The sequence below is a fragment of the Rhodococcus sp. 5G237 genome, assembly GCF_053764735.1.
The window spans coordinates 324,940-348,141 of the sequence record NZ_JBSNCD010000002.1; the positions used below are offsets into that span (position 1 = coordinate 324,940).

A 23,202-nucleotide genomic window follows, 5' to 3' on the forward strand; every position below is an offset into this window, starting at 1 on the left:
CTTCGCGCAATCGCTACTACATTCGGTAGTAGCAAGGCCGGAGCAGAGCTGCCGGCGTGACTTTGCGAACGAGAACCGCAGCGTCGGCCCCGCTCGGATTTCCGTATCGACCCGGGCCTCACCTCGGAGTGGCAATGGATGTCTTGGATCTGTCCCGGTGGCAGTTCGGGATCACGACGGTGTATCACTTCATCCTCGTGCCGTTGACGATCGGCCTCGCACCGCTCGTCGCGATCATGCAGACGATGTGGGTGGTCACCGGCAAGGACCACTGGTACCGCCTCACGAAGTTCTTCGGGAAGATGTTCCTGATCAACTTCGCGCTCGGTGTCGCGACCGGCATCGTGCAGGAATTCCAGTTCGGCATGAACTGGAGCGAGTACTCCCGATTCGTCGGCGACGTCTTCGGCGCACCCCTCGCCCTCGAAGGCCTCGTCGCCTTCTTCATGGAGTCGACCTTCCTCGGCCTGTGGATCTTCGGCTGGACGCGCCTGCCGAAACTCGTTCACCTCGCGACCATCTGGCTCGTCGCGATCGGTGTGAACGCGTCCGCCTTCTTCATCATCGCGGCGAACTCGTTCATGCAGCATCCCGTCGGCGCCACCTACAACCCCGAAACCGGACGCGCCGAGCTGACGAGCATCTGGGCACTGCTCACCAACAACACCGCGCTCGCGGCCTTCCCCCACGCGGTCGCCGGCGGGTTCCTCACCGCCGCAACCTTCGTCGCCGGCATCGGTGGCTGGTGGATGGTCCGCAACATGCGACGCGCCGCCGAGATCCGCACCTCCGAACCCGAGGAGGCCCAGCGACTCGAGGACGACGCGCGCGGCCTGTTCCGCCCCGCGACCCGCCTCGGCCTGATGGTCATGATCATCTCGGGCATCGGGTTGTTCGTCACCGGCGACGTCCAGGCCAAGCTCATGTTCGAGCAGCAGCCGATGAAGATGGCCTCGGCCGAATCGCTGTGCCACACCGAGACCGACCCCAACTTCTCGATCCTCACGATCGGCACGCACAACGACTGCGACGGCGTCATCCACGTCCTCGACGTGCCCTTCGTGTTGCCCTTCCTCGCGGAGGGCGAGTTCAGCGGCGTGACCCTGCAGGGTGTCGAGGACCTGCAGGCGCAGTACGAACAGGAATTCGGCCCCGGCAACTACAAGCCCAACCTGTTCGTCACCTACTGGTCGTTCCGCGCGATGATCGGCCTCGCCGCCGGTTCCGCGGCGCTGGCCCTGGCCGGGCTGTGGGTCACCCGCGGCGGCCGGGTGCCCGACCAGAAGTGGTTCTCGACGCTGTCGCTCGTCGCGATCCCCACGCCCTTCCTCGCCAACAGTGCGGGCTGGATCTTCACCGAGATGGGCCGGCAGCCCTGGGTGGTGCATCCGAACCCCACGGGTGTGGACATGATCCGGCTCACCGTCGACCAGGGTGTCTCCGACCACGCGGCCGGAACGGTGCTCACCTCGCTCATCGCGTTCACCCTCGTGTACGCGGCGCTCGGTGTGGTGTGGTTCTGGCTCATCCGCAAGTACGCGATGGAAGGCCCGCAGGAGCACGACGCGCAGCCGCCGGGCTCGAACGACGACACCGACGACACGCAGCCGAAACAGCTGTCCTTCGCGTACTAGGAGTGGGCGGACATGGGACTTCAGGAAATCTGGTTCATCCTCATCGCAGTACTGTTCACCGGCTACTTCGTCCTCGAGGGGTTCGACTTCGGTGTCGGCATGCACTTCCCGGTGCTCGGCCGCGGTAGGAGCGTCGAGGCCGACACCCGGCGCCGGGTGCTGCTCAACACGATCGGTCCGGTCTGGGACGGCAACGAGGTCTGGCTCATCACCGCGGGCGGTGCGCTGTTCGCGGCGTTCCCCGAGTGGTACGCGACCCTCTTCTCCGGCTTCTACCTCCCGCTGCTGCTGATCCTGCTCGCCCTGATCGTGCGGGTGTGCGCCATCGAATGGCGCGGCAAGGTCGACGACCCGACCTGGCGTCGCCGCTGCGACTGGGGGATCATCTTCGGCTCGTGGGTGCCCGCCGTGCTGTGGGGTGTGGCGTTCGCGAACATCGTGCGCGGCGTGGCGATCGACGCCGACAAGCAGTACGTCGGCGGGTTCTTCGACCTGCTGAACCCGTACGCCCTGCTCGGCGGTGCGACGACCGCGCTGGTCTTCGCGCTGCACGGCGCGGTCTTCATCGCGCTCAAGACCGAGGGGCAGGTCCGGACCGACGCCGTGGCGATGTCGCGGAAGCTGGCCGTGCCCGCCGTCTTCGTTGCCGGTGCGTTCGTGGTGTGGACCCAGCTCGCCTACGGCAAGGGCTGGACGATCGCACTCGTCGCGGTGGCGGGAGTCTCCCTGCTCGCGGTGGTCGCACTGACCGCCGCCGCGCGTGAGGGCTGGGCGTTCGTGTTCACCACCGTCGCGATCGCCGCGACCTCCGTGCTGCTGTTCGCGTCGCTGTTCCCGAACGTCATGCCGTCGACGCTCGACCCGTCCTGGTCGCTGACGATCGAGAACGCATCGTCGAGCCCGTACACACTGAAAGTCATGACGTGGGCCGCAGTATTCGTGACCCCGGTCGTCCTGGCCTACCAGGGCTGGACGTATTGGGTGTTCCGTCAGCGTCTGTCGACCGACCACATCCCGCACTCGATCGGTCTGAAGATCGGCTCGAAATGAGCATGACGCAGTCCGCCGCCCCCGCCGACGCGCCCGCGCGCCGGCGGGGGCCGGTGGACCCGCGGTTGTGGCGCTACTCGGCTGCGGCCCGCGGATATCTCGTCCTGACGGTGGCCACCTCGGTGGTCGACGTCGTGATGGTGGTCGTCACCGCGCTCATGGTCGGCCGGGTCCTCGCGGGCGTTATCACCACCGACGCCCGGTCCGTCGGCGACTGGACGACCGAACTGACGATCCTCGCGGCGGCGATCGTCGTGCGGGTCGCGGTGACGTTGCTGCAGTCGCGGTATGCGCACCGGTCAGCGACCCGCGTGGTCGCCGAACTCGAACACGAGGTCCTCGATTCCGCGGCGAATCTGCCTCCGCGAGAACTCGACCCGCGGCGCGACGAGATCGCGGTGGTCCTCACCCGCGGACTCGACGGACTGAAGGAATATCTCACCGGCTACCTCCCGGCGCTGTTGCTGGCCGTGATCCTCACACCGGTGACGATCGTCGTGATCGCCCTGCACGACCTCACCTCGGCGATCATCGTGGTGATCACCCTGCCGTTGATTCCGATCTTCATGATCCTCATCGGCCTGCTCACCAAGGGCAAGGCCGACCGCACCCTGCGTGCGATGACGACACTGTCGTCGCAACTGCTCGATCTGCTCGCGGGTCTTCCGACGCTGCGCGCTCTCGGTCGCGAGAAGGGGCCGGCCGATCGCGTGCGCGAACTCGGCGACGAGCACCGCGCGACCACGATGTCGGCCCTGCGCGTGGCGTTCCTGTCCGGCACGGTCCTCGAATTCCTCGCGACGCTGTCCGTCGCCCTCGTCGCTGTGAGCATCGGCATGCGACTCGTCTACGGATCCATGCCCCTCGAGGCCGGCATCATCGCCTTGATCCTCGCGCCCGAGGCCTACCTCCCGCTACGCACCGTCGGCAACAAGTTCCACGCCGCGGAGGACGGGATGGCGGCGGCCGACAAGGCGTTCGCCGTGCTCGACTCGCGGCCGGACGCCGCCTCCTCTCGCCGCACCTCCACAGAGACGACCGGCACCGACCGGGTCGCGAGCTGCGAGATCGTCTTCGACGGCGTCTCCGTGCCCGGCCGCGACGGCTGCGCCCCGCATCGACTCGACGCGATCTGCCGTCCCGGCACGATCACCGCGTTCACCGGTGCCAACGGTGCCGGTAAGTCCACCGCCCTGCTGGCGCTGCTCGGACTCGCCGAGCCGAGCGAAGGGACCGTCACCGTCGACGGCCGGCCCGTCGCGGGCGACGAGAACTGGTGGTCGCAGGTGGCGTGGCTTCCGCAGCGGCCGGTGCTGCTGCCCGGCACCCTCGCCGACAATCTGCGACTCACCGGTGTCGACCCCGAGACCACCGACCTCGACGACGTCTGCGCGGCCACCGGGTTCGACAGCGTGCTCGCCGAACTCCCGGACGGCTGGGAGACCGTCGTGGGGGTGGGCGGCACGGGCCTGTCGCTCGGTCAACGTCAGCGACTGGCGCTCACCCGCACCCTCGCCTCCCCACGCCCGGTCCTGCTGCTCGACGAACCCACCGCCCACCTCGACGAGGACACCGAGGCCACCGTGCTCGACACGCTGCGCGGTCTCGCCGCGGCCGGCCGCACGGTGGTGGTCGTCGCGCATCGTCCCACCCTGCTCGCCATCGCGGACGAGGTCGTCACCGTCCACGGGGAGGGATCCCGATGAAGGACCTGCGCCGGGCGATGGCCCTGCTCGAACTCGAACCGCGCCGGGTGCTGCTCGCCGTCCTCGCCGGTGTCGCGACCCTGGGCAGCGCGCTGCTGCTCGCCGGTCTCTCGGCGTGGCTGATCGTGCGCGCGTGGCAGATGCCGCCCGTCCTGGACCTGACCGTCGCGGTCGTCGCGGTGCGGGCGCTGGGCATCTCCCGCGGATTGTTCCGCTACTTCGAACGTCTCGCGACGCACGAGACCGCTCTGCGCGGCACCACCTCGGCGCGGGCGAATCTCTACCGGCGACTCGCGGACGGCGATCCGGCCGCCGCCCTGGGTCTCGGTCGCGGCGACCTGCTCGCCCGCACCGGAGCCGACATCGACGCCCTCGGTGACGTCGTGGTGCGCGCACTCGTGCCCATCGCGGTCGCCGCGGTGCTCTCCCTCGCGGCGGTCGTCACCGTCACCGTCATCGCTCCCGCCGCCGGCGTGGTGCTCGCAGTGGCGCTGCTCGTCGCCGGCGTGCTCGCGCCGTGGCTGTCGGCTCGCGCCGCCGCCCGCGCGGACGCGGATGCGAACGCCACGCGGACCCGCTTCACCGAGGACGCGGTCACGGTGCTGGACCACGCGGCGGAACTGCGGGTCGCGGGACGGCTCGACCCGCTCGCGCGACGGGCCCGCGCCGCGAACATCGCCTCCGTCCGGGCCACCGACCGCTCGGCGGTCCCCGCGGCGTTCGCCGACGCGGCCGCGCCCCTCGCGGTCGGCGTGAGTGTGCTCGGTGCCCTCCTCGTCGGTATCGCCGTCTTCGGCTCCGGTCCGGCGGCCATGAGCCCGACGACACTCGGCATCCTCGTCCTGCTGCCGCTGTCGGCGTTCGAGGCCACCGCCGTCCTCCCGGCAGCCGCGCAGACCCTCAACCGCGCACGCCTGGCGGCCGGTCGCATCACGGAGATGCTCGACCGCGCCGACAGGACGGTTCCGCACGGCGCCGAGCCGGCCGACGGACCCGGCCGGCTCCGTGCGGTGGGCCTGCGGGGCGGATGGCCCGGCGGACCGTCCACCGAACCGGTCGACCTCGACCTGCGGCCGGGCGCTCGCGTCGCGATCGTTGGCGGCAGCGGCAGCGGCAAGACCACCGTGCTCATGACGCTCGCGGGTCTGCTCGCCCCACGCGAGGGCACGGTGACGCTCGACGGGGTCGACCTCACGGACGTCGACCCCGCGGCCCTGCGCCGGAAGATCGGTTTCTTCGCGGAGGACGCCCACCTGTTCGACACGTCGATCCTCGAGAACCTGCGTGTCGCGCGGGGCGACGTGGACGAGGACGAGGCACTGGCCGCCCTTCGGGCCGTGGGGCTGGGGGAGTGGGTGGACGGACTGTCGCAGGGCGTCCACACCGTCCTGGGAGCCGGGGCCCGCACCGTCTCCGGTGGGCAGCGCCGGCGCCTCCTGCTGGCCCGGGCACTGCTGTCGCCCGCACAGGTCCTGCTGCTCGACGAACCCACGGAGCATCTCGACGACGAGAGCGCCGACCTGCTGCAGCGACTCCTCCTGGACCGTGACGCACACCTGGTCGGCCCCGAGCGCACCGTCGTGGTGGTCACCCACCGCCTGCCCGCGGACACCGCCGCCGACCTGGTCGTTCGCGTCGAGAAAAATGCGTTGCCCGCCTCGTGAACGAAGCGTAGTTTCGCTGGTACACGAGGAAGGAGGTGGTCTGGAAGTGATTGATATTCGGACGCGTGAGGTGGCTACCCGCTAGCTGCTTGCCGACGACGGAATTCACCGACCGCGCGCGGCTGGCGAATCCCAGGTAGTCACCCGGCCCCCGAGCTCCCGATCCGTCCGATCGGGACCGCCGAGCCACGGAGCGATCCGTGCGGCGGTGCGGCTCGGGGGCTGTTCGCGTTTCGGGCGAGATCGACATTTCGGGTGTGCAAGGTCGTCCGTTTTGGGTACACCGGTTTGGTGCCGATACTCCAAAAAGCTCACGATTCGTTAAGATTGCGCACGTCACCGGGGGTTTTCTTCTCGTCCGCGTTCATCGCACTGCTCTTCGTCGTCGTGACGATCCTGTTCACCGACGGCGTCGATTCGATCTTCAGCACCGCATCGAACTGGATCATGACGAACCTCGGATGGTTCTACATCCTCGGTGTCACGACCTTCCTGCTCTTCCTCGTCGGAATCGCCTTCACCCATTACGGCCGGGTCCGGCTCGGGGGCGACGACGAACGGCCCGAGCACTCGACCCTGGCGTGGTTCTCCATGCTGTTCGCGGCCGGCATCGGCTCGATCCTCATGTTCTGGGGCGTCGCCGAACCGATCTCCCATTTCGCGAACCCACCCCAGCAGGACGTCGAACCGCAGTCCGTGCAGGCCGCGGAAGAGGCCATGGGCTTCGCGCTCTACCACTTCGGACTGCACACCTGGGCCATCTTCGCGCTTCCCGGTCTGGGCTTCGGGTACTTCATCTACAAGCGGCACCTGCCGCCGCGCGTCAGCTCGATCTTCGCGCCGCTGCTCGGAGGCCGCATCTACGGCCCGATCGGCAGGACCATCGACGTCGTCGCAATCCTCGGAACGGTCTTCGGTGTCGCGACCTCGGTCGGCCTGGGCACCCTGCAGATCAACGCCGGCCTCGCGCAGTTGTTCGACATCCAGGAATCGGGTTTCACTCAGATCGCGCTCATCGCGATCGTGACGGTGATGGCCGGCATCTCGGTGGCCCTCGGTCTCGACAAGGGCATCAAGCGCCTGTCGAACCTCAACATCGGCATGGCCGTGATGTTGCTGATCTTCGTCGTCGTCACCGGACCGAGCCTGTTCCTGCTCAAGGGCATGATCGAGTCCGCCGGCATCTACGCCGAGGCGCTGCCGCGTCTGGCGTTCTGGAACGACACCTTCGCCGACTCCGGCTGGCAGAACACCTGGACGGTCTTCTACTGGGCGTGGACCATCACGTGGTCGCCCTTCGTCGGTATCTTCATCGCCCGCATCTCGCGAGGCCGGACCGTGCGTGAGTTCGTCGGCGGTGTCCTCGGCCTGCCCGTGCTGTTCTCGGTGATCTGGTTCAGCATCTTCGGGATGGGCTCGTTCCACATCGAACTCGAGGGCGAGGGTGGTCTCGTCGAACGTGTCGTGGACGCCGGCGACATCCCGGGTGCCCTGTTCGAGTTCCTCGGCAACTTCCCGCTCACCGGCCTGGTGTCCGGCATCGCGATCATCCTGGTGGTGATCTTCTTCGTCACCTCGGTGGACTCCACGTCGATGGTGCTCGACATGATGGCCTCCGGGCACGAGGAGAAGGCGCCCATCCACCAGCGCCTGTTCTGGGCGGTGCTCATGGGCCTGGTCGCAGCGACCATGCTCGTCGCGACCGGTAAGGACGGGCTCGACGCCCTTCAGCAGGTCATCACCGTGGTGGGTCTGCCGTTCTTCGTGATGGGCTTCATCATGATGTACAGCCTGGTGCGCGGTATCCGCGAGGACCTGGGCGAGCGGCCGGAGCCGATCACCCGGCAGTGGCCCGAGGTGCGATCGGCCGAGGAACTCGAGGCTGCCCAGGAACTACCGGCACCCGAGGTCGTCATCCACACGCGGGCCATCCCCGACGAGGGCGACGACGAGAACGCAGCCGAGGATGCCGAGGACGCCGGAGTGAACCGGGTCCATGCCGGCGAACCCGAGGCGCTCGGTGCACGAGGCAACGGCGCGCATGCCGAGAAGAAGAGTTCCATCGGCACGACGGTCGTCGAGGAGGACTGAGACAAGCGGACCGGGCCTGTTCCTCGAATGAGGAACAGGCCCGGTCCGTTCGGGTCGGTAGGAAGAGGTGCGGTCAGCCGATGTGGCGCGACAGGCGGGCGGACATCCGGGGCTTCAGCTCGCCGTCGGCGGTGACGCGCTCCTCGACGTAGGCGAGATCGCCTCCGTCGACGATGCCGTAGAGCCGCTTGGCGCCGCCGACGACCTCACCGGACTTGGTGCGGATCACGACGTCGGTCGCGAGCTCCCAGGAGGACTGGGTGAGCGCCGTGCCGTAGTACAGCTCGACGACGCCGGAGCTGTGCGTCAGCAGTAGTTCGAGCGTCTCGGGATCGTCGCTGTCGGGCGCACCCGTTCCGGACACGCGCCAGAAGCCGCTCTCGCGCCGATCCTCACCCACGTAGGCACCCGCGTCGTCGAGACGCCACGTGCGCGACTCCCACATCAGATACGGGCTGCCGTTGTGCGCGACGGTGATCTGCTGACCGAACGGGTAGTCGCCGGTCTCGGGATCGTTGGCCTCGCCCTCGCCGCGCCACACGCCGACCATAGGGAGGACGGCGAGCAGGGCAGGACTCAGGTCGGGGCCGAGCCGCAGGTTCGCGGTGTCCTCGGCGCCCGGCAGCCCGGCCAGGACGGGGATGTTCAGCTCGGCGGTGACGCGAGCGCGCTCGGCGGCCCGGGCGATCGCCTCGTCGCCGCTACGACGCGGGGCGTCCGATCCGTCGTTCGTCACGATCCGTCGGAGACCACGCGGTAGATGGTGTACAGCGCGAACCAGGTGATGAGGAGCGCCGCGGCGACCAGCAGGATTTCGAAGAAGATGACCACGCGGTCATTCTAGACAACCCCTTTTCCGGTACGACGAAGGGCTCCGCTCCTGATGGAGCAGAGCCCTTCGACGAGGTGTTCCGGCCGGATTACTTCGCGACCGTCACGTCCACGTTGTGCACACCGGGAGCGGTGGGGCTCACGGTGGAGGTGCCGTTGCCGGAGCTCGACAGAGCGCGGATCTTCCAGTCGCCGGGGGCGGCGAAGAAACGGAAGTCGCCGGTCGCCGAGGCGACGACCTCGGCGGTGAACTCGTCGGTGCCGTCGAGCAGGCGCACGAACGCGCCGCCCACGGGCTCACCGTCGGCGTTCAGGACGCGGCCGGTGATGACCGTCTCCTTCTCGGTGTCGACGCCGGCGGGCAGGGTCTGGGTCTGGACAGGGGCTCCGCACATGATCAGTTGACCTCCAGTTCGATGGGTGCACCGACGAGCGAGCCGTACTCGACCCAGCTGCCGTCGTAGTTCTTGACGTTCTTCTTGCCGAGGATCTCCTGGAGCACGAACCAGGTGTGGCTCGAGCGCTCACCGATACGGCAGTAGGCGATGGTCTCCTTGCTGTCGTCGAAGCCCTTCTCGGCGTACAGCTTCTCGAGGTCCTCGTCCGACTTGAAGGTGCCGTCCTCGTTGGCGGTGGTGCTCCACGGGATGTTGATGGCGCCGGGGACGTGGCCGCGCTGCTGCGCCTGCTCCTGCGGCAGGTGCGCCGGAGCGAGGATCTTGCCGGAGAACTCGTCGGGCGAACGCACGTCGACGATGTTCTTGGTGCCGATCGAGTCGATGACCTCGTCGCGGAAGGCGCGGATGGAGTAGTCGGGCTCGGCGGCCTTGTACTCGGTGGCCGGGCGGGTGACCTCGTCCTTCGACAGCGGACGGCCGTCGAGCTCCCACTTCTTGCGGCCGCCGTCGATGAGCTTGACGTCCTGGTGGCCGTAGAGCTTGAAGTACCAGTAGGCGTAGGCGGCGAACCAGTTGTTGTTGCCGCCGTAGAGCACGACCGTGTCGTCGTTGGCGATGCCCTTGCGCGAGAGGAGCTCGGAGAACTGCTCACGGTTCAGGAAGTCGCGGCGCACGGCGTCCTGCAGGTCCTTGCGCCAGTCGAGCTTGACGGCACCTTCGATGTGGCCGCCGTCGTAGGCGGAGGTGTCCTCGTCGACCTCGACGAAGACGGTCTTCGGCGCATTGAGGTTCTGCTCTGCCCAGTCGGCGGAGACCAGGACGTCGGAGCGAGCCATGGGTGTTCCTTTCGGTGAGGGAATCCGGGAGGTTTCCGTGACCGGAACCCGTGCGCGGGTCCGTGCCAGTGGAGATGTGGGATGTCGAGTTCGGTGACCGCCGGTCAGGCGGGCACGCGACGCATTCGGGCGACCAGCGGGTGGATCCGGCAGCCGAGACACACGCCGAAGGCGGCGTTGAGCAGCGCCGCGAACAACGCGAAGCCTGCGGCCACCGAGCCCACGACGATCGCGCCGGCGAAGAACGCGAGCGTTCCGACGAGGGCGAAGACGAATCCGACGAGCTGCGCGAACCGCAGCGGCTCCACCGGCTCGGTCTCGATCGGAGCACCGAGACGGGGAGCGACGAACCTCGCGAACAGCGCACCGTACGGGCTGCGTCGCGGGCCGAGTGCCGCTCCGAGAGCGAACACGATCGTCTGCAGGGCCAGGATCACGGCCGCTGCGACGGGAGAGAAGGTGGCGACGACCAGAGCGAGGACGAGGACGCCGGTGGTGATCCACGCCGCGAAACGCGGGCCACGGACGTCGACCTGCCGGCCGGGCGTGCCGGGAGTGGATACGGACATGGGGAATCTCCTGCTGGATTCTGATTCGCTGGGCGGAGGGTGTTCATACGACCGCGGGGCGACGTATCGGTGGAGCGGCATCGATCTGCCGCAGGAGTCGGGACGAGCCCGCCGATACGTTCAGCAGGGACAACAACAGCCACCGAGGCGGCACAGATCGACTGCGCGGCGTCGGGTGAGCATCAGCTCGTGGCGGTTCTGCACGCGAGGGAGTTTAACGCACGTCACCTCGGTGGTGGACCCCCGGGATCACAACGACGACAGGGCTGTGCGCAGGTCGTCGGCGGACGGAACGCCGGACGCGCGGAACCGCTCGCGTCCGTCACCGTCGAAGACGAAGGTGGTGGGCAGCGACAGGACTCCGAGTTTCCGTGCCAGCACGGGATTTTCGTCGAGATCCAGCTCGACCTCGCGTGCCCGACCGGGCTCGCGGTCGAGAACCTGCACGACGACGCGTCGCACGGCCGCGCACGGTCCGCACCAGGGTGCGGAGAAGTGCAGGACCACCGGTACGCCGTCCCCGACGCCCGCCGCGGCCAGTGCGGGATCGGGTTCGTGGGTGCCTGCCGAGGCGTCGGCGCCGGTGGTGCGGAACTTGCCGGAACGGGTGCGCAGGACTGTGCCCACCGCCAGTGTGGCGACTATCACGACGATGAGGACGATCACTGCGATCATGCGGGCGTCTGCACTTCCTGCAGATCGATGACGACGTCGCGGGCCTCGCCCTCGATGACGATCCGGGAACCACGCGCCTCGACGAAGGTGGGCCGGACGCCGAAAGGCAGATTCTGCGGCTCGATCGTCGTCGTGAACAGTCCGAGCACCGCCGGCTTCAGGACGTCGGGAACCGAGAAGTCGGCGCGTCCCTCGGGACCGAAGTAGAGATCCGACGCGACGACGTGGACGCGGTCGCCGTCGAGCACCAGATCGGCCTGGACGCTGACCGTCGCCTCCACCGGTCCGACGGGCACCGTTCCGGTGAGGACGACCCCGCCGGCAGTCGTGGGCCCGGACCCACCGGACCCACCCGTGCCGTCGGACTTGCTCGCCGGGGGAGCAGAAACCTGCAGGTCGGGGATGCCGTAGAGCTGTCCGAGCTCGGTGGCGTCGAGCATGACGCGGCCGTACAGCAGGTCGACGGGCACCGACCGGATCGACCCGTCGAGCAGCTCACCGGCCTCGGCGTGCGCACCGATCAGATTGGCCTCGACCGTGATGTCCCCGAGCAGATCGGTGTGGACGTTGTCGGCCACGATCTCGACGTTCTCGTAGTGACCGTCGCGGGCCTGGAGGAGGAAGGGGAAGCCGTGGATGGTCACGGCCGGATCGGACTCGAGAACGCCACCCTCCCGCAGCGCACGCGAGACGCGGTATTCCGACCACGCCGCCGCGCCGAAGTCGGCGAGGACCGCGAGTCCGAGCAGCACTACGAGACCGAAGATCAGTTTGCGCACGCCCACCATTGTGTCGGACGCGCCGGGTACCGGACCGCGCCCGTCCGCTCCGAGACCGTCCACGGAATTCTCGTGCTTACATAGCGGTAACAATCGGGGCGTTACTCTGTTGCACGACGTTTACGACCCCTATCCGCGCTGGTCGCGCGAAGAACTGGAGGCCCGGTGGAGCTGCTCCTTCTGACCTCCGACCCGAATCCGGATGCGGTCCTGCCGTCCCTGGCGCTGCTCCCGCATTCGGTCAGGCCGGCCCCTACAGAAGTGTCGTCGCTGCTCGAGGCCGGTTCGGCGGATATCGCCATCGTCGATGCCCGCTCCGATCTCGCGGCCGCGCGAGGACTGTGTCGCCTGCTCGGCAGCACCGGGTCGGCAGTGCCCGTCGTCGCCGTGCTCACCGAGGGCGGGCTCGTGGCCGTCAACCCCGAATGGGGACTCGACGACATCCTGCTGTCCACCACCGGACCGGCCGAGCTCGACGCGCGCCTGCGACTGCTCATAGGTCGCTCGGGTGTTGCGGTGGGGCCGGAGAACACCGGCAAGATCACCCTCGGTGAACTGACGATCGACGAGGGCACCTACACCGCCCGCCTGCGCGGACGCCCCCTCGACCTCACCTACAAGGAGTTCGAACTCCTCAAGTACCTCGCCCAGCACGCCGGCCGGGTGTTCACCCGCGCCCAGCTGCTGCAGGAGGTCTGGGGTTACGACTTCTTCGGTGGTACCCGCACCGTCGACGTCCACGTCCGACGTCTGCGCGCGAAGCTCGGCCCCGAGCACGAAGCACTGATCGGAACGGTCCGCAACGTCGGCTACAAGGCGGTGCGTCCGTCCAACCGCGTCGGCAAGGGTGGCAATGCCACTCCCGATATCGACGACGACGATGTGGACGACACGCTTCTCGACGACCCCCGTGCGGAGGAATCCGGCGCGGGTGACTCGGGCGCAGGGGAGTCCGGGGCACAATTCGTTCCGTGAGCACCGATACGGAATTCGTCGACCACCCGTCCGCCGACCACGCCGAAGCCGTACGCGCCGTGTTGTCGCGGGCGACGCAGACCGACGGCACCGCGCCGATCTCCGAACAGGCGGTGCACTCCCTCGGCCGCGACGGTGCGGCCCGGCATCTCGTCGCGCTCGGAGACGACGGTGAGGTCGCGGGTTACGCGAACGTCGTGCCTGCTCAGGACGGTCATCCGGCCATGGCCGAAGTCGTCGTCGACCCGCCGCGGCGCGGGCACGGACTCGGCCGCGAACTCGTCGAGCGTGCACTCACCGAGGGCGGCGACGGCACCCGCGTGTGGGCACACGGGGACCTGCCCGCCGCGCAGGCGGTGGCGCGCCGTCTCGGTCTGGCCGGTGTCCGCGAACTCCTGCAGTTGCGCCGTTCCCTCGAGCAGGACGATCTTCCCGCCCTCGAGGTGCCCGACTCGGTGCTGCTGCGCACCTACGGCGGCCCGCAGGACGACGCCGAACTGCTCCGCGTCAACGCGGCGGCCTTCGAGTGGCATCCCGAGCAGGGGCGTTGGACGGCCGCCGACGTGGAGGAACGCCGACGCGAGTCCTGGTTCGATCCCGAAGGCCTGTTCCTCGCGTTCGATCCCGCCGAGCCCGACAGGCTGCTCGGCTTCCACTGGACCAAGGTGCACCCGGCCACGGCGTCCGACCCGCAGCTCGGCGAGGTCTACGTCGTGGGAATCGACTCGTCCGCGCAGGGCAGAGGGCTCGGTCGCCTGCTCACCCTTGCGGGCCTGCACTATCTCCGCGATCGGGGTCTGCCCGGTGTCCTGCTCTACGTCGAGGGCGACAACACCGCGGCGCTGAACACCTACGGCAAACTCGGCTTCGAGCGGTTCCACGTGGACGTCGCCTACGCCCGGGCGTGACCCTCTCCGATCGGGTGGACGAACGGTGTGAAGGGTGGACTCTGCCACCCGACACGCCGATCGCGGTCAGGATTCGAGTGATGGTCGCAACACCATCGCCAGGTGTATCCGGCGTGTTCATCCGGCGTTAACCTTCGGTCGTCCGAGTGTCCACCGTCTCCTCCTAACTTCACTAGCGGGTCGAGTGCCGCAGACCCGGCGCCGGCATCGCCCGCGCCTCGATGCCGCCGCCGCTCGGCGCCGCGGTCGTGTGAAGTTACTTCCGGAGGAGAACAGGTGAACCTCAAGCGCAATGGCGCCCTGCTCGGTGTTGTGGCCGCTGGAGCCCTCACGCTCGCCGCGTGCGGTACCGACAACAATGCCGGATCGGTCGACGTCGATGCGTCCGCGTCCGCTGCAGCCTGCGACGGCAAGTCCAACCTCTCGGGTGCCGGCTCGTCGGCACAGAAGAACGCGATGGACCAGTTCGTCTCCACCTACATCGCGGTGTGCTCCGAGAAGGGCACGAACGTCAACGTCGCGTACAACCCCACCGGCTCCGGTGACGGCCGCACGCAGTTCATCGCGAACCAGATCGACTTCGCCGGCTCCGACTCGGCGATCAAGGACGAGCAGGCGGCACAGGCCGCCGAGCGCTGCGCCGGCAATCCCGCATGGAACCTGCCGCTGGTCTTCGGCCCGGTCGCGCTGGCCTACAACGTCGAGGGTGTCGACGAGCTCGTGCTGGACGCCGAGACGGCCGCGAAGATCTTCAACGGCTCGATCACGAAGTGGAACGACCCGGCGATCGCCGCGCTCAACGAGGGCGCCGAGCTGCCCGACGCGAACATCACCCCGATCGTGCGCTCGGACTCGTCGGGCACCACCGACAACTTCCAGCAGTACCTCGAGACCGCGTCGAACGGCGCATGGACCTCCGGTGCCGGTTCGGACTTTACCGGCGGTGTCGGTGAGGGCGCGAAGGGTTCTGCGGGTGTCGCGCAGGCCGTCTCCGGCTCGCCGAACTCCATCACCTACGTCGAGAAGTCCTTCGCCGACCAGAACGGTCTGAGCATCGCGCAGATCGACAACGGTTCCGGACCCGTCGAGCTGACCGAGGAGACCGCCGGCAAGGCCATCGAAGGCGCCGAGTTCGTCCCGGCCTCCGAGGGCGACCTCACGCTCGACCTGTCGTCGATCTTCGGCAGCTCCGAAGAGGGTGCCTACCCGCTGGTGCTGGCCACCTACGAGATCGTGTGCTCGGCCGGCTACGACGCCGACACCGCCGCGGCCGTCAAGTCGTTCCTGATCTCCGCCGCCAACGAGGGCCAGGAAGGCCTGTCCGAGCAGGGCTACGTCCCGCTGCCCGACGCCTTCAAGACCCGCCTCACCGAGTCGATCGACGCCATCGCCGCCGGATGACCCGCCGATCCCTCGGTCCGGTGAGTGACCGAGGGATCATCGACCCGCCCGTTCCTGACGAATACGCTGAGAAGGATTGCGAGCGCACATGAGTGACGCGCACAACACGTCGGTCTCCATCGCGACCGACGAACCGACCCGCTCAGGAACGGGCGGTGCAACCGGCATCACGGAGGACACGATCAGCACCCCACCCTCATCCCCGGACAGGGCACGCAAGACAGTCGTGCGGCCGGGAGACAGAATCTTCGGCTCGCTCGCCTCCGGCTCCGCCGTCCTGATCTCCGTGATCATCGGCGCGATCGCAGTCTTCCTCGTCTGGCGTGCCGTCCCGGCTCTGCAGCGCAACCAGGTCAACTTCCTCACCAGCCGTGACTGGATCACGCAGGACATCACCGACATGGCGTTCGGTGTCCTCGACCTGTTCCAGGTGACGGTGCTCGTCTCCTTCTTCGCGCTGTTCCTCGCCATGCCCGTGGCACTGGGCATCGCGATCTTCCTCACCTCGTACTGCCCCGACCGGCTCCGGAAACCGCTTGCGTACGTCATCGACCTGCTCGCCGCGGTCCCGTCGATCGTCTACGGCCTGTGGGGCATGCTCGTCCTCGCCCCGTTCCTGCGCCCCGTCGCGGAATGGCTCAACACCACCCTCGCCTGGTTCCCGCTCTTCGCCACCGGCAGCGGCTCCATCGTGGGCGGCGGAACGATCTTCACCGCCGGCATCGTCCTCGCCGTGATGATCCTGCCGACCATCGCCGCGGTGAGCCGCGAGGTGTTCGTGCAGACCCCGACGGCCCACATCGAGGGCGCGCTCGCACTCGGCGCGACCCGCTGGGAGGTCGTGCGGACCACCGTCATCCCGTTCGGCAAGTCCGGCTACATCAGCGGTTCGATGCTCGGTCTCGGCCGCGCGCTCGGCGAGACGATGGCGCTGTACCTCATCCTGCGCACCACCTCGCAGGCGTTCTCCTGGTCGCTGTTCGACGGCGGCGCGACGATCGCATCCAAGATCGCGCTCGGATACGCCGAGTTCAACAACGACATCCAGGCGGGCGCCTACATCGCCGCCGGTCTCGTGCTCTTCGTGCTCACCTTCGTGGTCAACGCCGCCGCGCGCATGATCGTCGCAGGAAAGAAGGACTGATCCATGTCGACCACCACCACCACGTCGACCACCGCGCTCTCCTCGCCGGTCAAGCCCCCGGCCTTCCAGCGGGTCAGCGGACGTCGCCGCGTCAAGGACACCGCAGCCACGGTGCTCGTCACGCTGTCGGTCGTCGTCGCGCTGATCCCCCTGGCCTGGGTGCTGTTCACCGTCGTCGCCAAGGGCCTGCCGGCCCTGATCTCGCCGACCTGGTTCACGCACTCGCTGAGCGGACTGACGTCCTCGTCGATGGGCGGCGGCATCTACCACGCCCTCGTCGGCACCCTCCTGCAGGGACTCGTCTGCGCGATCATCTCGATCCCGCTCGGCGTCTTCGTCGCGATCTACCTCGTCGAGTACGCCGGCCGGTCGCGGCTCGGCCGGATCACGACGTTCATGGTCGACATCCTCAGCGGTGTCCCGTCGATCGTCGCGGCACTGTTCATCTACGCACTGTGGGTGTCGACCTTCGGGATGCCCAAGTCCGGCTTCGCGGTGGCGCTCGCACTCGTGCTGCTCATGGTGCCGGTGGTCGTGCGCAGCACCGAGGAGATGCTGCGCATCGTCCCGCAGGACCTGCGCGAAGCGTCCTACGCCCTCGGTGTCCCCAAGTGGAAGACCATCGCGCGCATCGTGCTGCCCACCTCGCTCGCCGGCATCATCACCGGCATCATGCTCGCCCTGGCCCGCGTCATGGGCGAGACGGCGCCGCTGCTGATCCTCGTCGGCTACGCGCCCTTCATCAATTTCGACCTGTTCGGCGGTGAGCAGGGCACCCTCCCGGGTGTCATGGTCGCCGAGATGAACAACCCGACCGACGCCGGTTCGCAGCGCATCTGGGGCGCGGCGCTCACCCTGATCCTGGTCATCGCGGTCCTCAACATCGCGGCCAAGTTGATCAGCCGGTACTCGCAGGTCGGCAAGAAGTAACCCACAGACCTCTTCTCACATCGATACACCAGTAGGGAGCCGGTAATGGCCAAGCGTCTGGATCTCAAGGACGTCAACATCTACTACGGCAAGTTCCACGCCGTGGCCGACGTGACGCTGTCCGTGCCGCCGCGGAACGTCACCGCCTTCATCGGCCCGTCCGGTTGCGGCAAGTCCACCGTGCTCCGGTCGATCAACCGCATGCACGAGGTGACACCCGGCGCCCGTGTCGAGGGATCCGTCCTCCTCGACGGTGAGGACATCTACGATCCGAACGTCGACCCGGTCGGTGTGCGCAAGACGATCGGCATGGTCTTCCAGCGTCCCAACCCGTTCCCCACGATGTCGATCCGCGACAACGTCGTTGCCGGCCTCAAGTTGCAGGGTGTGCGCGACCGGAAGACGCTCGACGAGATCGCCGAGAAGTCGCTGCGCGGCGCCAACCTGTGGAACGAGGTCAAGGACCGTCTCGACAAGCCGGGCGGTGGCCTGTCCGGTGGTCAGCAGCAGCGTCTGTGCATCGCCCGCGCCATCGCGGTCCAGCCCGACGTGCTGCTCATGGACGAGCCGTGCTCGGCTCTCGACCCCATCTCGACGCTGGCCATCGAGGACCTGATCGGTGAGCTGAAGAAGGACTTCACCATCGTCATCGTCACGCACAACATGCAGCAGGCCGCGCGCGTGAGCGACCAGACGGCGTTCTTCAACCTCGAGGCGACCGGCCGCCCGGGTGGTCTGGTGGAGATCGACGACACCGAGAAGATCTTCTCGAACCCGAGCAAGAAGGCCACCGAGGACTACATCTCCGGCCGCTTCGGCTGAGCCGCCACCACCTACACGAGACCCCGACCGGATCCGTCCGGTCGGGGTCTCGTCGTTCGTGTGCTTACTGCACTCGACAGTCCTGCACTCGACAGTCCTGGACTCAGTGGTTCTGCGCTCGGTGGTTCTCCGGGTAGACGGTCAGACTGTCCACCTTCTCTACGAGCTGACGGATCTCCTCCTCGGTGGGGAGCTTGCCGGTCACGAGGAAGATGACGCGGCGGCCCACCTCGACGGCGTGATCTGCGAACCGCTCGTAGAAGCGGCCGAGCAGCGTGACGTCGACGGCGGCTGCGACGCCGTGCTCCCATTCGCGGTCCATGAGCACGGTGAACAGGTGGCGGTGCAGATCGTCCATCGCCTCGTCCTCGTGGTGGAGGCGGGCGGCCCGGGCGGGATCACGGGTCTCGAGAATCTCCCGTGTGGCCGCACCGAGGGCGACCGCGATCCGTCCCATCTCGGCGAAGTAGCCCTTCACCTCATCGGGGAGCACGTGCTTGGGATGGCGTCGGCGGGTCGCCTTCGCGATGTGCAGTGCGAGCGCACCCATGCGGTCGATGTCGGCCACGATCTGGATGCCGCTGACGACGGCACGCAGGTCGCCGGCGACCGGACCCTGCAGGGCGAGCAGCTGGAACGCCTTCTCCTCGCAGATCGCGCCGAGTTCGGTGATCTTCTCGTGCTCGTCGATCACCTGCTCGGCGAGAGCGAGATCGGCTTCGAGAAGAGCTCTGGTGGACCGCTCCATCGCGGTCCCGGCGAGCCCGGCCATCTCCCCGAGGAGATCACCGAGTTCGCCCATCTGTTCGTTGTAGACGACGCGCATAATGGCACAGCCTACGACCTCGAGCGGTCCGAACGGCGAGCATCGGATGAACCACAGGTGAACGTCGACGGCCGAAGAGTGGTGTCTACGTGCACAGATCGTCGGCGGCGTTGGTGATCGCGAGATCGGCGGGGAGCTCGACCGACGACTCCGACCGGGTCTGGATCTGCATCGGGGCGAGTGGCGTGCCCGCGGGGGTGGGAGCGACGACGGTGCCGTCGAAGCTGGTACCCAGGACGATCTCCACGATGCTGCCCAACTGGGCCGATGGCGGAGCCTCCTGCAGCACCGCACCGGGGAAGGCCGAGGCCACCGTCGCGGCGTCGGTCTCCTGGCCTTCGCTGAAGCGGATCACGGTCTGCTTGCTCGTCCCGGAGGCGTAGTTGCCGATCGAGTAGACCGGGAAGCCGTAGGCGGCGACCTCCTCGGCGGTGCCGGCCGCCAGCCCGGACAGACCCGACGCGTTCGAGACCTGCACCGACACCGTCGACGGATCGACAGCGAGCTGCGCCGGCAGCGGTTCGGCCGGGGGAGCGGCCGCGACCTCCGTCGGGTCCTCCTCCCGCTTCTCACCCGGCAGCGGAAGATCGTCGATGATCGCGGTGAAGATCGCCTTGATGTCGTCCGTGCGCGGGATCTCGTTGCCCCAGTCGTTGGTACCGGCCGTGGGGATGGTCAGGAAGGACACCGCACCCGCCTCGACGTTCTGCATCGAACGCCCGAGTTTGACGAGCGACTCGGCGTTGACGTTCTCGACGAAGGTCGCGCGGGTGAAGGCGCCGATGAAACCGTTGAGCTTCCCGGGATCGAACAGCACCTTGTTCGACAACGTCGAGCGCAGCAGCGACGACAGGAACTTCTGCTGCCGGCTGATCCGGCCGTAGTCACTGTTGCCCTCCTGGTCGATCTTGCGGGCGCGGACGTAGTCGAGTGCCCGTTTGCCGTCGAGCGTGTGGGTGCCGGGAGTTTCGATCAGGGGACCGAGTTCGTTGTCGTACAACGGTATGGAGGTGCACACCTCGACGCCGCCGATTTCGTCGACCATCGATTCGAAGCCGGCGAAGTCGATGCCCACGAAATGGCCGATCTTCAATCCGGACATCTTCTGGATCACCTTGACCAGGCACTTCGGTCCGCCGAGGGCGTAGGTCGCGTTGAGCTTGTCGCCTTCGGCGGCCGGATACAGCTCGGAATCGTATTCGCCGGTCGCGCTGTCCCATCCGCGGCAGACCGGTCGCTCGACGTCCAGGTCGCGGGGGAACGAGACCGCGACCACGCGGCTGCGGTCGGCGGGGATGTTGACGAGGATGACGGTGTCGGCACGAGCGCCCTCTGCGTCCTCGACGGTCCCGGCGCCGATCTCACCGCTCGCACCGGCGCGGGTGTCGGTGCCGATGATCAGGTAGGTCTCGTCGCCGGTCTGACCGACCGGGTCGACGATGTCCTCCGATTCGGTGTCCAGCGCGGCGATCTGGGAGAAGCCGGCCTCCGTGGACCGGACGTATCCCCACACCGCACCGTTACCGAGGAGCGCGAGGACCGAGACGAACGCCACCGCTGCTCTCGCCGCGAACCTCAGACGCTTCCGCTTGCGCTGCTTGCTCTGCGCGAGCCGGCCGAGACCGGCGTTGCCCACCGTGCGGGGCCGAGCGGAGCCGTGCGCCTTCTCGTCCGCCGCCTTGTCGTCGCTGTCGTCCTCGACGGGCGACGCAGTGCCCTCGGGGGACACCGCATCGATCTTGACGGTCGGCTGTTCGTCCGCGATCGGGGGTTGCTCTCGCGGGGGAGGTGTCTGCGGGGGTCCGCCGGGGGGCGCCGGACGGGGCTCGACCGGTGGACGTGGCTCTGCAGGCGGGACCGGGCGTGAGTCCACCGGAGGCGCCGGGCGTGAGTCCACCGGAGGCACCGGGCGCGAGTCCACCGGAGGCACCGGGCGCGAGTCCACCGGAGGCACTGCTCGCGGGGGCGGGGCCGAGGCCGGGGGAGTCGGTACCGAGGGCGGAACAGGCGGGGGGCCCGCCATCCGATCCGGCGCCTGGGTGCGAGGCGGGACGGGATTCTCCGGCGGCCGGGGCCGGGACGGTCCCGGGGGGACCCGGGGAGCACCGGGCTGCACCGGTGGGACGACCGTGGTCGGCGGTCCCGAAGAAACCGGCGGCACCGGAGGGCTGGGAGGTCCCGAAGGAGTCGACGGCGCAGCCGGAGGAGGCGTCCTGCGCGGGAGCTCCGCTCGACCGGCATCGTCCTCGGCCGCGACGTGCCGGGCGGATTCCGGGTCGCGGGGACGGGCCGGGGGCAGCGACGAGGTGGACGTGTGCGGCGGATCGGCAGGGGGCGGATCGGTGGGCGGATCCGACCGGGAGGACGGATCGGATCGTCGTCCCATCTTGTCGAGCAGTTCGGCGACCGTCAGCTGCTCCGGATCGTCCGAGTCCGCGGCCCGGCGGTTGCGTGCACTCTCGTGGCGACGCGAATCGGGATCGGTGTCGTCGGAGCGGTGCACCCCACCCGAGCGGCTTCGGCGGGACGAGCGGGATTCGCGGTAGCTGCTGTCGGCTATCGGCCGTTCCCAGGGAGCGCGAGGATCCGGGGATCCTGTCTCGTGCTCCTCGTCCACCGCTACCTGCTCTTTCCGCGGTCGCACCGCCTCGTCATCCGTCGTCGTCCACGTGATCGCTCACCGGCGACCGTCGCGAGGACTCCGCAATGATACTGATCGTCTGTTGCATGTGATCGTGACGCGGCTGTGTCGCACGACATCCATCGGTCGATCCGTCTGTCGTCCGGGACTACGTGCCGGGACGGGTTACCCGCCCGAGTGCATCATGTCGGCGCCCTCGGGCACGCAGGTGTCCTCGGGATCGTCGAGCCAGCCGTCGGGCAGAGCGACGCTGCTCGGGGAGCCCTGACGTCCCCGCGGGCCTTCGGCATCGGCGGGGAAGGGTACGTCGTGGTCGAGTTTGCCCAGCAGGTCGTCGAGTTCGGCGAGCGTCGACACCCGGGCGAGGCCGTTGCGGATCTCCGAACCCGCAGGGAAGCCGCGCAGATACCAGGCGATGTGCTTGCGCATGTCGCGCAGACCGCGGTCCTCGCCGTGGTGATCGGCGAGCAGTTCGGCGTGCCGCCGCATGATCTGTGTCACCTCACCGAGATTCGGCGGGGTGGGGATCGGGCGACCACCGAGCGCGGCGCTCAGTTCGGCGAACAACCACGGACGTCCGAGGCAACCGCGACCGACGACGACGCCGTCGCAACCGGTCTGCGCCATCATCTTCTCGGCGTCGGAGGCGTCGAAGATGTCGCCGTTGCCGAGCACGGGCACGTCGGTGACGTGCTCCTTCAGCCGCGCGATCTCGTCCCAGTCGGCCGCTCCCGAGTACCGCTGCGCAGCGGTCCGGGCGTGGAGGGCAACGGCCGCGGCACCCTCGGCGGCCGCGATGCGACCGGCGTCGAGATGTGTGTGGTGTTCGTCGTCGATCCCGATGCGGAACTTGACCGTGACCGGGATGTCGGTGCCCTCGGTCGCGCGGACGGCGGCCGCGACGATCTGCCCGAACAAACGGCGCTTGTAGGGGAGGGCGGACCCTCCGCCCTTGCGGGTCACCTTCGGGACCGGGCATCCGAAGTTCATGTCGATGTGGTCGGCGAGGTTCTCGTCGACGATCATCTTCGCCGCCGCGTAGGTCGTGTCGGGATCGACGGTGTACAGCTGCAGCGACCGCGGCGTCTCGGTGGGGCCGAAGGTCGTCATGTGCATGGTGACCGGGTGTCGCTCGACGAGGGCGCGGGCGGTGACCATCTCGCAGACGTACAGGCCCGACGTGCTGCCGGCCCGTTCGAGTTCGAGTTCGCGGCACAGCGTGCGGAATGCGACGTTCGTCACTCCCGCCATCGGCGCCAGCACGACCGGGCTGTTCAGTTCGAGCGGGCCGATACGGAGGGAAGACATGGGTACCTCTGGAA

At 68.3% G+C, this 23,202-nt stretch carries 21 protein-coding genes; 11 read left to right on the plus strand and 10 right to left on the minus strand.

Going from position 1 to position 23,202, the window contains the following annotated elements; all coding sequences use genetic code 11:
- The first annotated feature begins 134 nt into the window (after positions 1 to 134).
- The 5 genes from ACWPOC_RS04825 to ACWPOC_RS04845 all read left to right on the plus strand — a co-directional run bounded on the left by ACWPOC_RS04825 (position 135) and on the right by ACWPOC_RS04845 (position 8,145).
- The gene (locus tag ACWPOC_RS04825) at positions 135 to 1,634 is read left to right on the plus strand and encodes a cytochrome ubiquinol oxidase subunit I (protein ID WP_455408104.1); all 1,500 of its coding nucleotides are present in this window, start codon (positions 135 to 137) and stop codon (positions 1,632 to 1,634) included.
- 12 nt (positions 1,635 to 1,646) lie between these two features.
- A complete protein-coding gene (cydB, locus tag ACWPOC_RS04830; RefSeq protein ID WP_455408105.1) occupies positions 1,647 to 2,684 on the plus strand; it encodes a cytochrome d ubiquinol oxidase subunit II in 1,038 nt (345 codons plus the stop codon).
- Positions 2,681 to 4,390, plus strand: a complete 1,710-nt coding sequence (cydD, locus tag ACWPOC_RS04835) for a thiol reductant ABC exporter subunit CydD (RefSeq protein ID WP_455408106.1) — start codon at positions 2,681 to 2,683, stop codon at positions 4,388 to 4,390. The genes cydB and cydD overlap by 4 nt, the downstream gene beginning before the upstream one ends.
- Positions 4,387 to 6,054, plus strand: coding sequence for a thiol reductant ABC exporter subunit CydC (gene cydC / locus ACWPOC_RS04840; RefSeq protein ID WP_455408107.1), 1,668 nt, complete (start codon positions 4,387 to 4,389; stop codon positions 6,052 to 6,054). The genes cydD and cydC overlap by 4 nt, the downstream gene beginning before the upstream one ends.
- 297 nt (positions 6,055 to 6,351) lie before the next feature.
- Entirely contained in the window at positions 6,352 to 8,145 is a 1,794-nt protein-coding gene (locus ACWPOC_RS04845) for a BCCT family transporter (RefSeq protein ID WP_455408243.1), read from the plus strand.
- 73 nt (positions 8,146 to 8,218) lie between these two features.
- Here ACWPOC_RS04845 and ACWPOC_RS04850 read toward each other — a convergent pair whose 3' ends face one another.
- The 7 genes from ACWPOC_RS04850 to ACWPOC_RS04880 form a co-directional block, all read right to left on the minus strand.
- The gene (locus ACWPOC_RS04850; protein WP_159416681.1) at positions 8,219 to 8,881 is read right to left on the minus strand and encodes an FABP family protein; all 663 of its coding nucleotides are present in this window, start codon (positions 8,879 to 8,881) and stop codon (positions 8,219 to 8,221) included.
- A 184-nt stretch (positions 8,882 to 9,065) separates the two neighbouring features.
- The gene (locus tag ACWPOC_RS04855) at positions 9,066 to 9,371 is read right to left on the minus strand and encodes a DUF1416 domain-containing protein (protein WP_006551801.1); all 306 of its coding nucleotides are present in this window, start codon (positions 9,369 to 9,371) and stop codon (positions 9,066 to 9,068) included.
- A 2-nt stretch (positions 9,372 to 9,373) separates the two neighbouring features.
- The gene (locus ACWPOC_RS04860) at positions 9,374 to 10,210 is read right to left on the minus strand and encodes a sulfurtransferase (RefSeq protein ID WP_060651898.1); all 837 of its coding nucleotides are present in this window, start codon (positions 10,208 to 10,210) and stop codon (positions 9,374 to 9,376) included.
- 104 nt (positions 10,211 to 10,314) lie between these two features.
- Positions 10,315 to 10,779 carry a DUF4395 domain-containing protein gene (locus tag ACWPOC_RS04865; protein WP_230788186.1) on the minus strand — a complete coding sequence of 155 codons (465 nt, stop codon included), beginning with the start codon at positions 10,777 to 10,779 and terminating at the stop codon, positions 10,315 to 10,317.
- A gap of 120 nt (positions 10,780 to 10,899) precedes the next feature.
- Positions 10,900 to 11,007, minus strand: a complete 108-nt coding sequence (locus tag ACWPOC_RS04870) for a putative leader peptide (RefSeq protein ID WP_367652172.1) — start codon at positions 11,005 to 11,007, stop codon at positions 10,900 to 10,902.
- Positions 11,008 to 11,028: 21 nt separating this feature from the next.
- Positions 11,029 to 11,454, minus strand: a complete 426-nt coding sequence (locus ACWPOC_RS04875; protein WP_230788184.1) for a thioredoxin family protein — start codon at positions 11,452 to 11,454, stop codon at positions 11,029 to 11,031.
- Positions 11,451 to 12,233, minus strand: coding sequence for an LmeA family phospholipid-binding protein (locus tag ACWPOC_RS04880; protein ID WP_081314531.1), 783 nt, complete (start codon positions 12,231 to 12,233; stop codon positions 11,451 to 11,453). Before ACWPOC_RS04880 ends, ACWPOC_RS04875 begins: the two co-directional genes overlap by 4 nt.
- 165 nt (positions 12,234 to 12,398) lie before the next feature.
- Between ACWPOC_RS04880 and ACWPOC_RS04885 the strand changes: the two genes are divergently transcribed.
- The 6 genes from ACWPOC_RS04885 (at position 12,399) to pstB (ending at position 18,413) form a co-directional block, all read left to right on the plus strand.
- Positions 12,399 to 13,208 (plus strand): winged helix-turn-helix transcriptional regulator, encoded by an 810-nt coding sequence (locus ACWPOC_RS04885; RefSeq protein WP_268655174.1) that lies wholly within the window; start codon positions 12,399 to 12,401, stop codon positions 13,206 to 13,208.
- Positions 13,205 to 14,116 (plus strand): mycothiol synthase, encoded by a 912-nt coding sequence (mshD, locus tag ACWPOC_RS04890; RefSeq protein WP_455408108.1) that lies wholly within the window; start codon positions 13,205 to 13,207, stop codon positions 14,114 to 14,116. The genes ACWPOC_RS04885 and mshD overlap by 4 nt, the downstream gene beginning before the upstream one ends.
- 276 nt (positions 14,117 to 14,392) lie before the next feature.
- Positions 14,393 to 15,517: a phosphate ABC transporter substrate-binding protein PstS gene (gene pstS / locus ACWPOC_RS04895; protein ID WP_060651904.1), complete on the plus strand. Its 1,125-nt coding sequence runs from the start codon at positions 14,393 to 14,395 to the stop codon at positions 15,515 to 15,517.
- A gap of 88 nt (positions 15,518 to 15,605) precedes the next feature.
- Positions 15,606 to 16,661 (plus strand): phosphate ABC transporter permease subunit PstC, encoded by a 1,056-nt coding sequence (pstC, locus tag ACWPOC_RS04900; protein WP_455408109.1) that lies wholly within the window; start codon positions 15,606 to 15,608, stop codon positions 16,659 to 16,661.
- Positions 16,662 to 16,664: 3 nt separating this feature from the next.
- Complete coding sequence (pstA, locus tag ACWPOC_RS04905) at positions 16,665 to 17,591, plus strand: phosphate ABC transporter permease PstA (RefSeq protein WP_455408110.1); 927 nt, start codon at positions 16,665 to 16,667, stop codon at positions 17,589 to 17,591.
- A 45-nt stretch (positions 17,592 to 17,636) separates the two neighbouring features.
- Entirely contained in the window at positions 17,637 to 18,413 is a 777-nt protein-coding gene (gene pstB, locus ACWPOC_RS04910) for a phosphate ABC transporter ATP-binding protein PstB (RefSeq protein WP_455408111.1), read from the plus strand.
- A 103-nt stretch (positions 18,414 to 18,516) separates the two neighbouring features.
- Here pstB and phoU read toward each other — a convergent pair whose 3' ends face one another.
- From phoU to dusB, 3 genes are all read right to left on the minus strand, one after another.
- Positions 18,517 to 19,239 (minus strand): phosphate signaling complex protein PhoU, encoded by a 723-nt coding sequence (gene phoU, locus ACWPOC_RS04915; protein ID WP_120281475.1) that lies wholly within the window; start codon positions 19,237 to 19,239, stop codon positions 18,517 to 18,519.
- A gap of 85 nt (positions 19,240 to 19,324) precedes the next feature.
- On the minus strand, positions 19,325 to 21,145 hold the full coding sequence (locus tag ACWPOC_RS04920) for an LCP family protein (RefSeq protein WP_455408244.1): 1,821 nt from the start codon (positions 21,143 to 21,145) through the stop codon (positions 19,325 to 19,327).
- A 900-nt stretch (positions 21,146 to 22,045) separates the two neighbouring features.
- Complete coding sequence (gene dusB, locus ACWPOC_RS04925; protein WP_060651909.1) at positions 22,046 to 23,188, minus strand: tRNA dihydrouridine synthase DusB; 1,143 nt, start codon at positions 23,186 to 23,188, stop codon at positions 22,046 to 22,048.
- Positions 23,189 to 23,202 lie beyond the last annotated feature (14 nt).

Coding starts and splice junctions, on each gene's coding strand:
- cydD (WP_455408106.1), top strand. CDS start 2,681: ATGAGCATGACGCAGTCCGCCGCCCCCGCCGACGCGCCCGCGCGCCGG.
- ACWPOC_RS04865 (WP_230788186.1), bottom strand. CDS start 10,779: ATGTCCGTATCCACTCCCGGCACGCCCGGCCGGCAGGTCGACGTCCGT.
- ACWPOC_RS04825 (WP_455408104.1), top strand. CDS start 135: ATGGATGTCTTGGATCTGTCCCGGTGGCAGTTCGGGATCACGACGGTG.
- ACWPOC_RS04875 (WP_230788184.1), bottom strand. CDS start 11,454: ATGATCGCAGTGATCGTCCTCATCGTCGTGATAGTCGCCACACTGGCG.
- phoU (WP_120281475.1), bottom strand. CDS start 19,239: ATGCGCGTCGTCTACAACGAACAGATGGGCGAACTCGGTGATCTCCTC.
- cydC (WP_455408107.1), top strand. CDS start 4,387: ATGAAGGACCTGCGCCGGGCGATGGCCCTGCTCGAACTCGAACCGCGC.
- ACWPOC_RS04855 (WP_006551801.1), bottom strand. CDS start 9,371: ATGTGCGGAGCCCCTGTCCAGACCCAGACCCTGCCCGCCGGCGTCGAC.
- dusB (WP_060651909.1), bottom strand. CDS start 23,188: ATGTCTTCCCTCCGTATCGGCCCGCTCGAACTGAACAGCCCGGTCGTG.
- cydB (WP_455408105.1), top strand. CDS start 1,647: ATGGGACTTCAGGAAATCTGGTTCATCCTCATCGCAGTACTGTTCACC.
- ACWPOC_RS04860 (WP_060651898.1), bottom strand. CDS start 10,210: ATGGCTCGCTCCGACGTCCTGGTCTCCGCCGACTGGGCAGAGCAGAAC.
- pstB (WP_455408111.1), top strand. CDS start 17,637: ATGGCCAAGCGTCTGGATCTCAAGGACGTCAACATCTACTACGGCAAG.
- pstC (WP_455408109.1), top strand. CDS start 15,606: ATGAGTGACGCGCACAACACGTCGGTCTCCATCGCGACCGACGAACCG.
- pstA (WP_455408110.1), top strand. CDS start 16,665: ATGTCGACCACCACCACCACGTCGACCACCGCGCTCTCCTCGCCGGTC.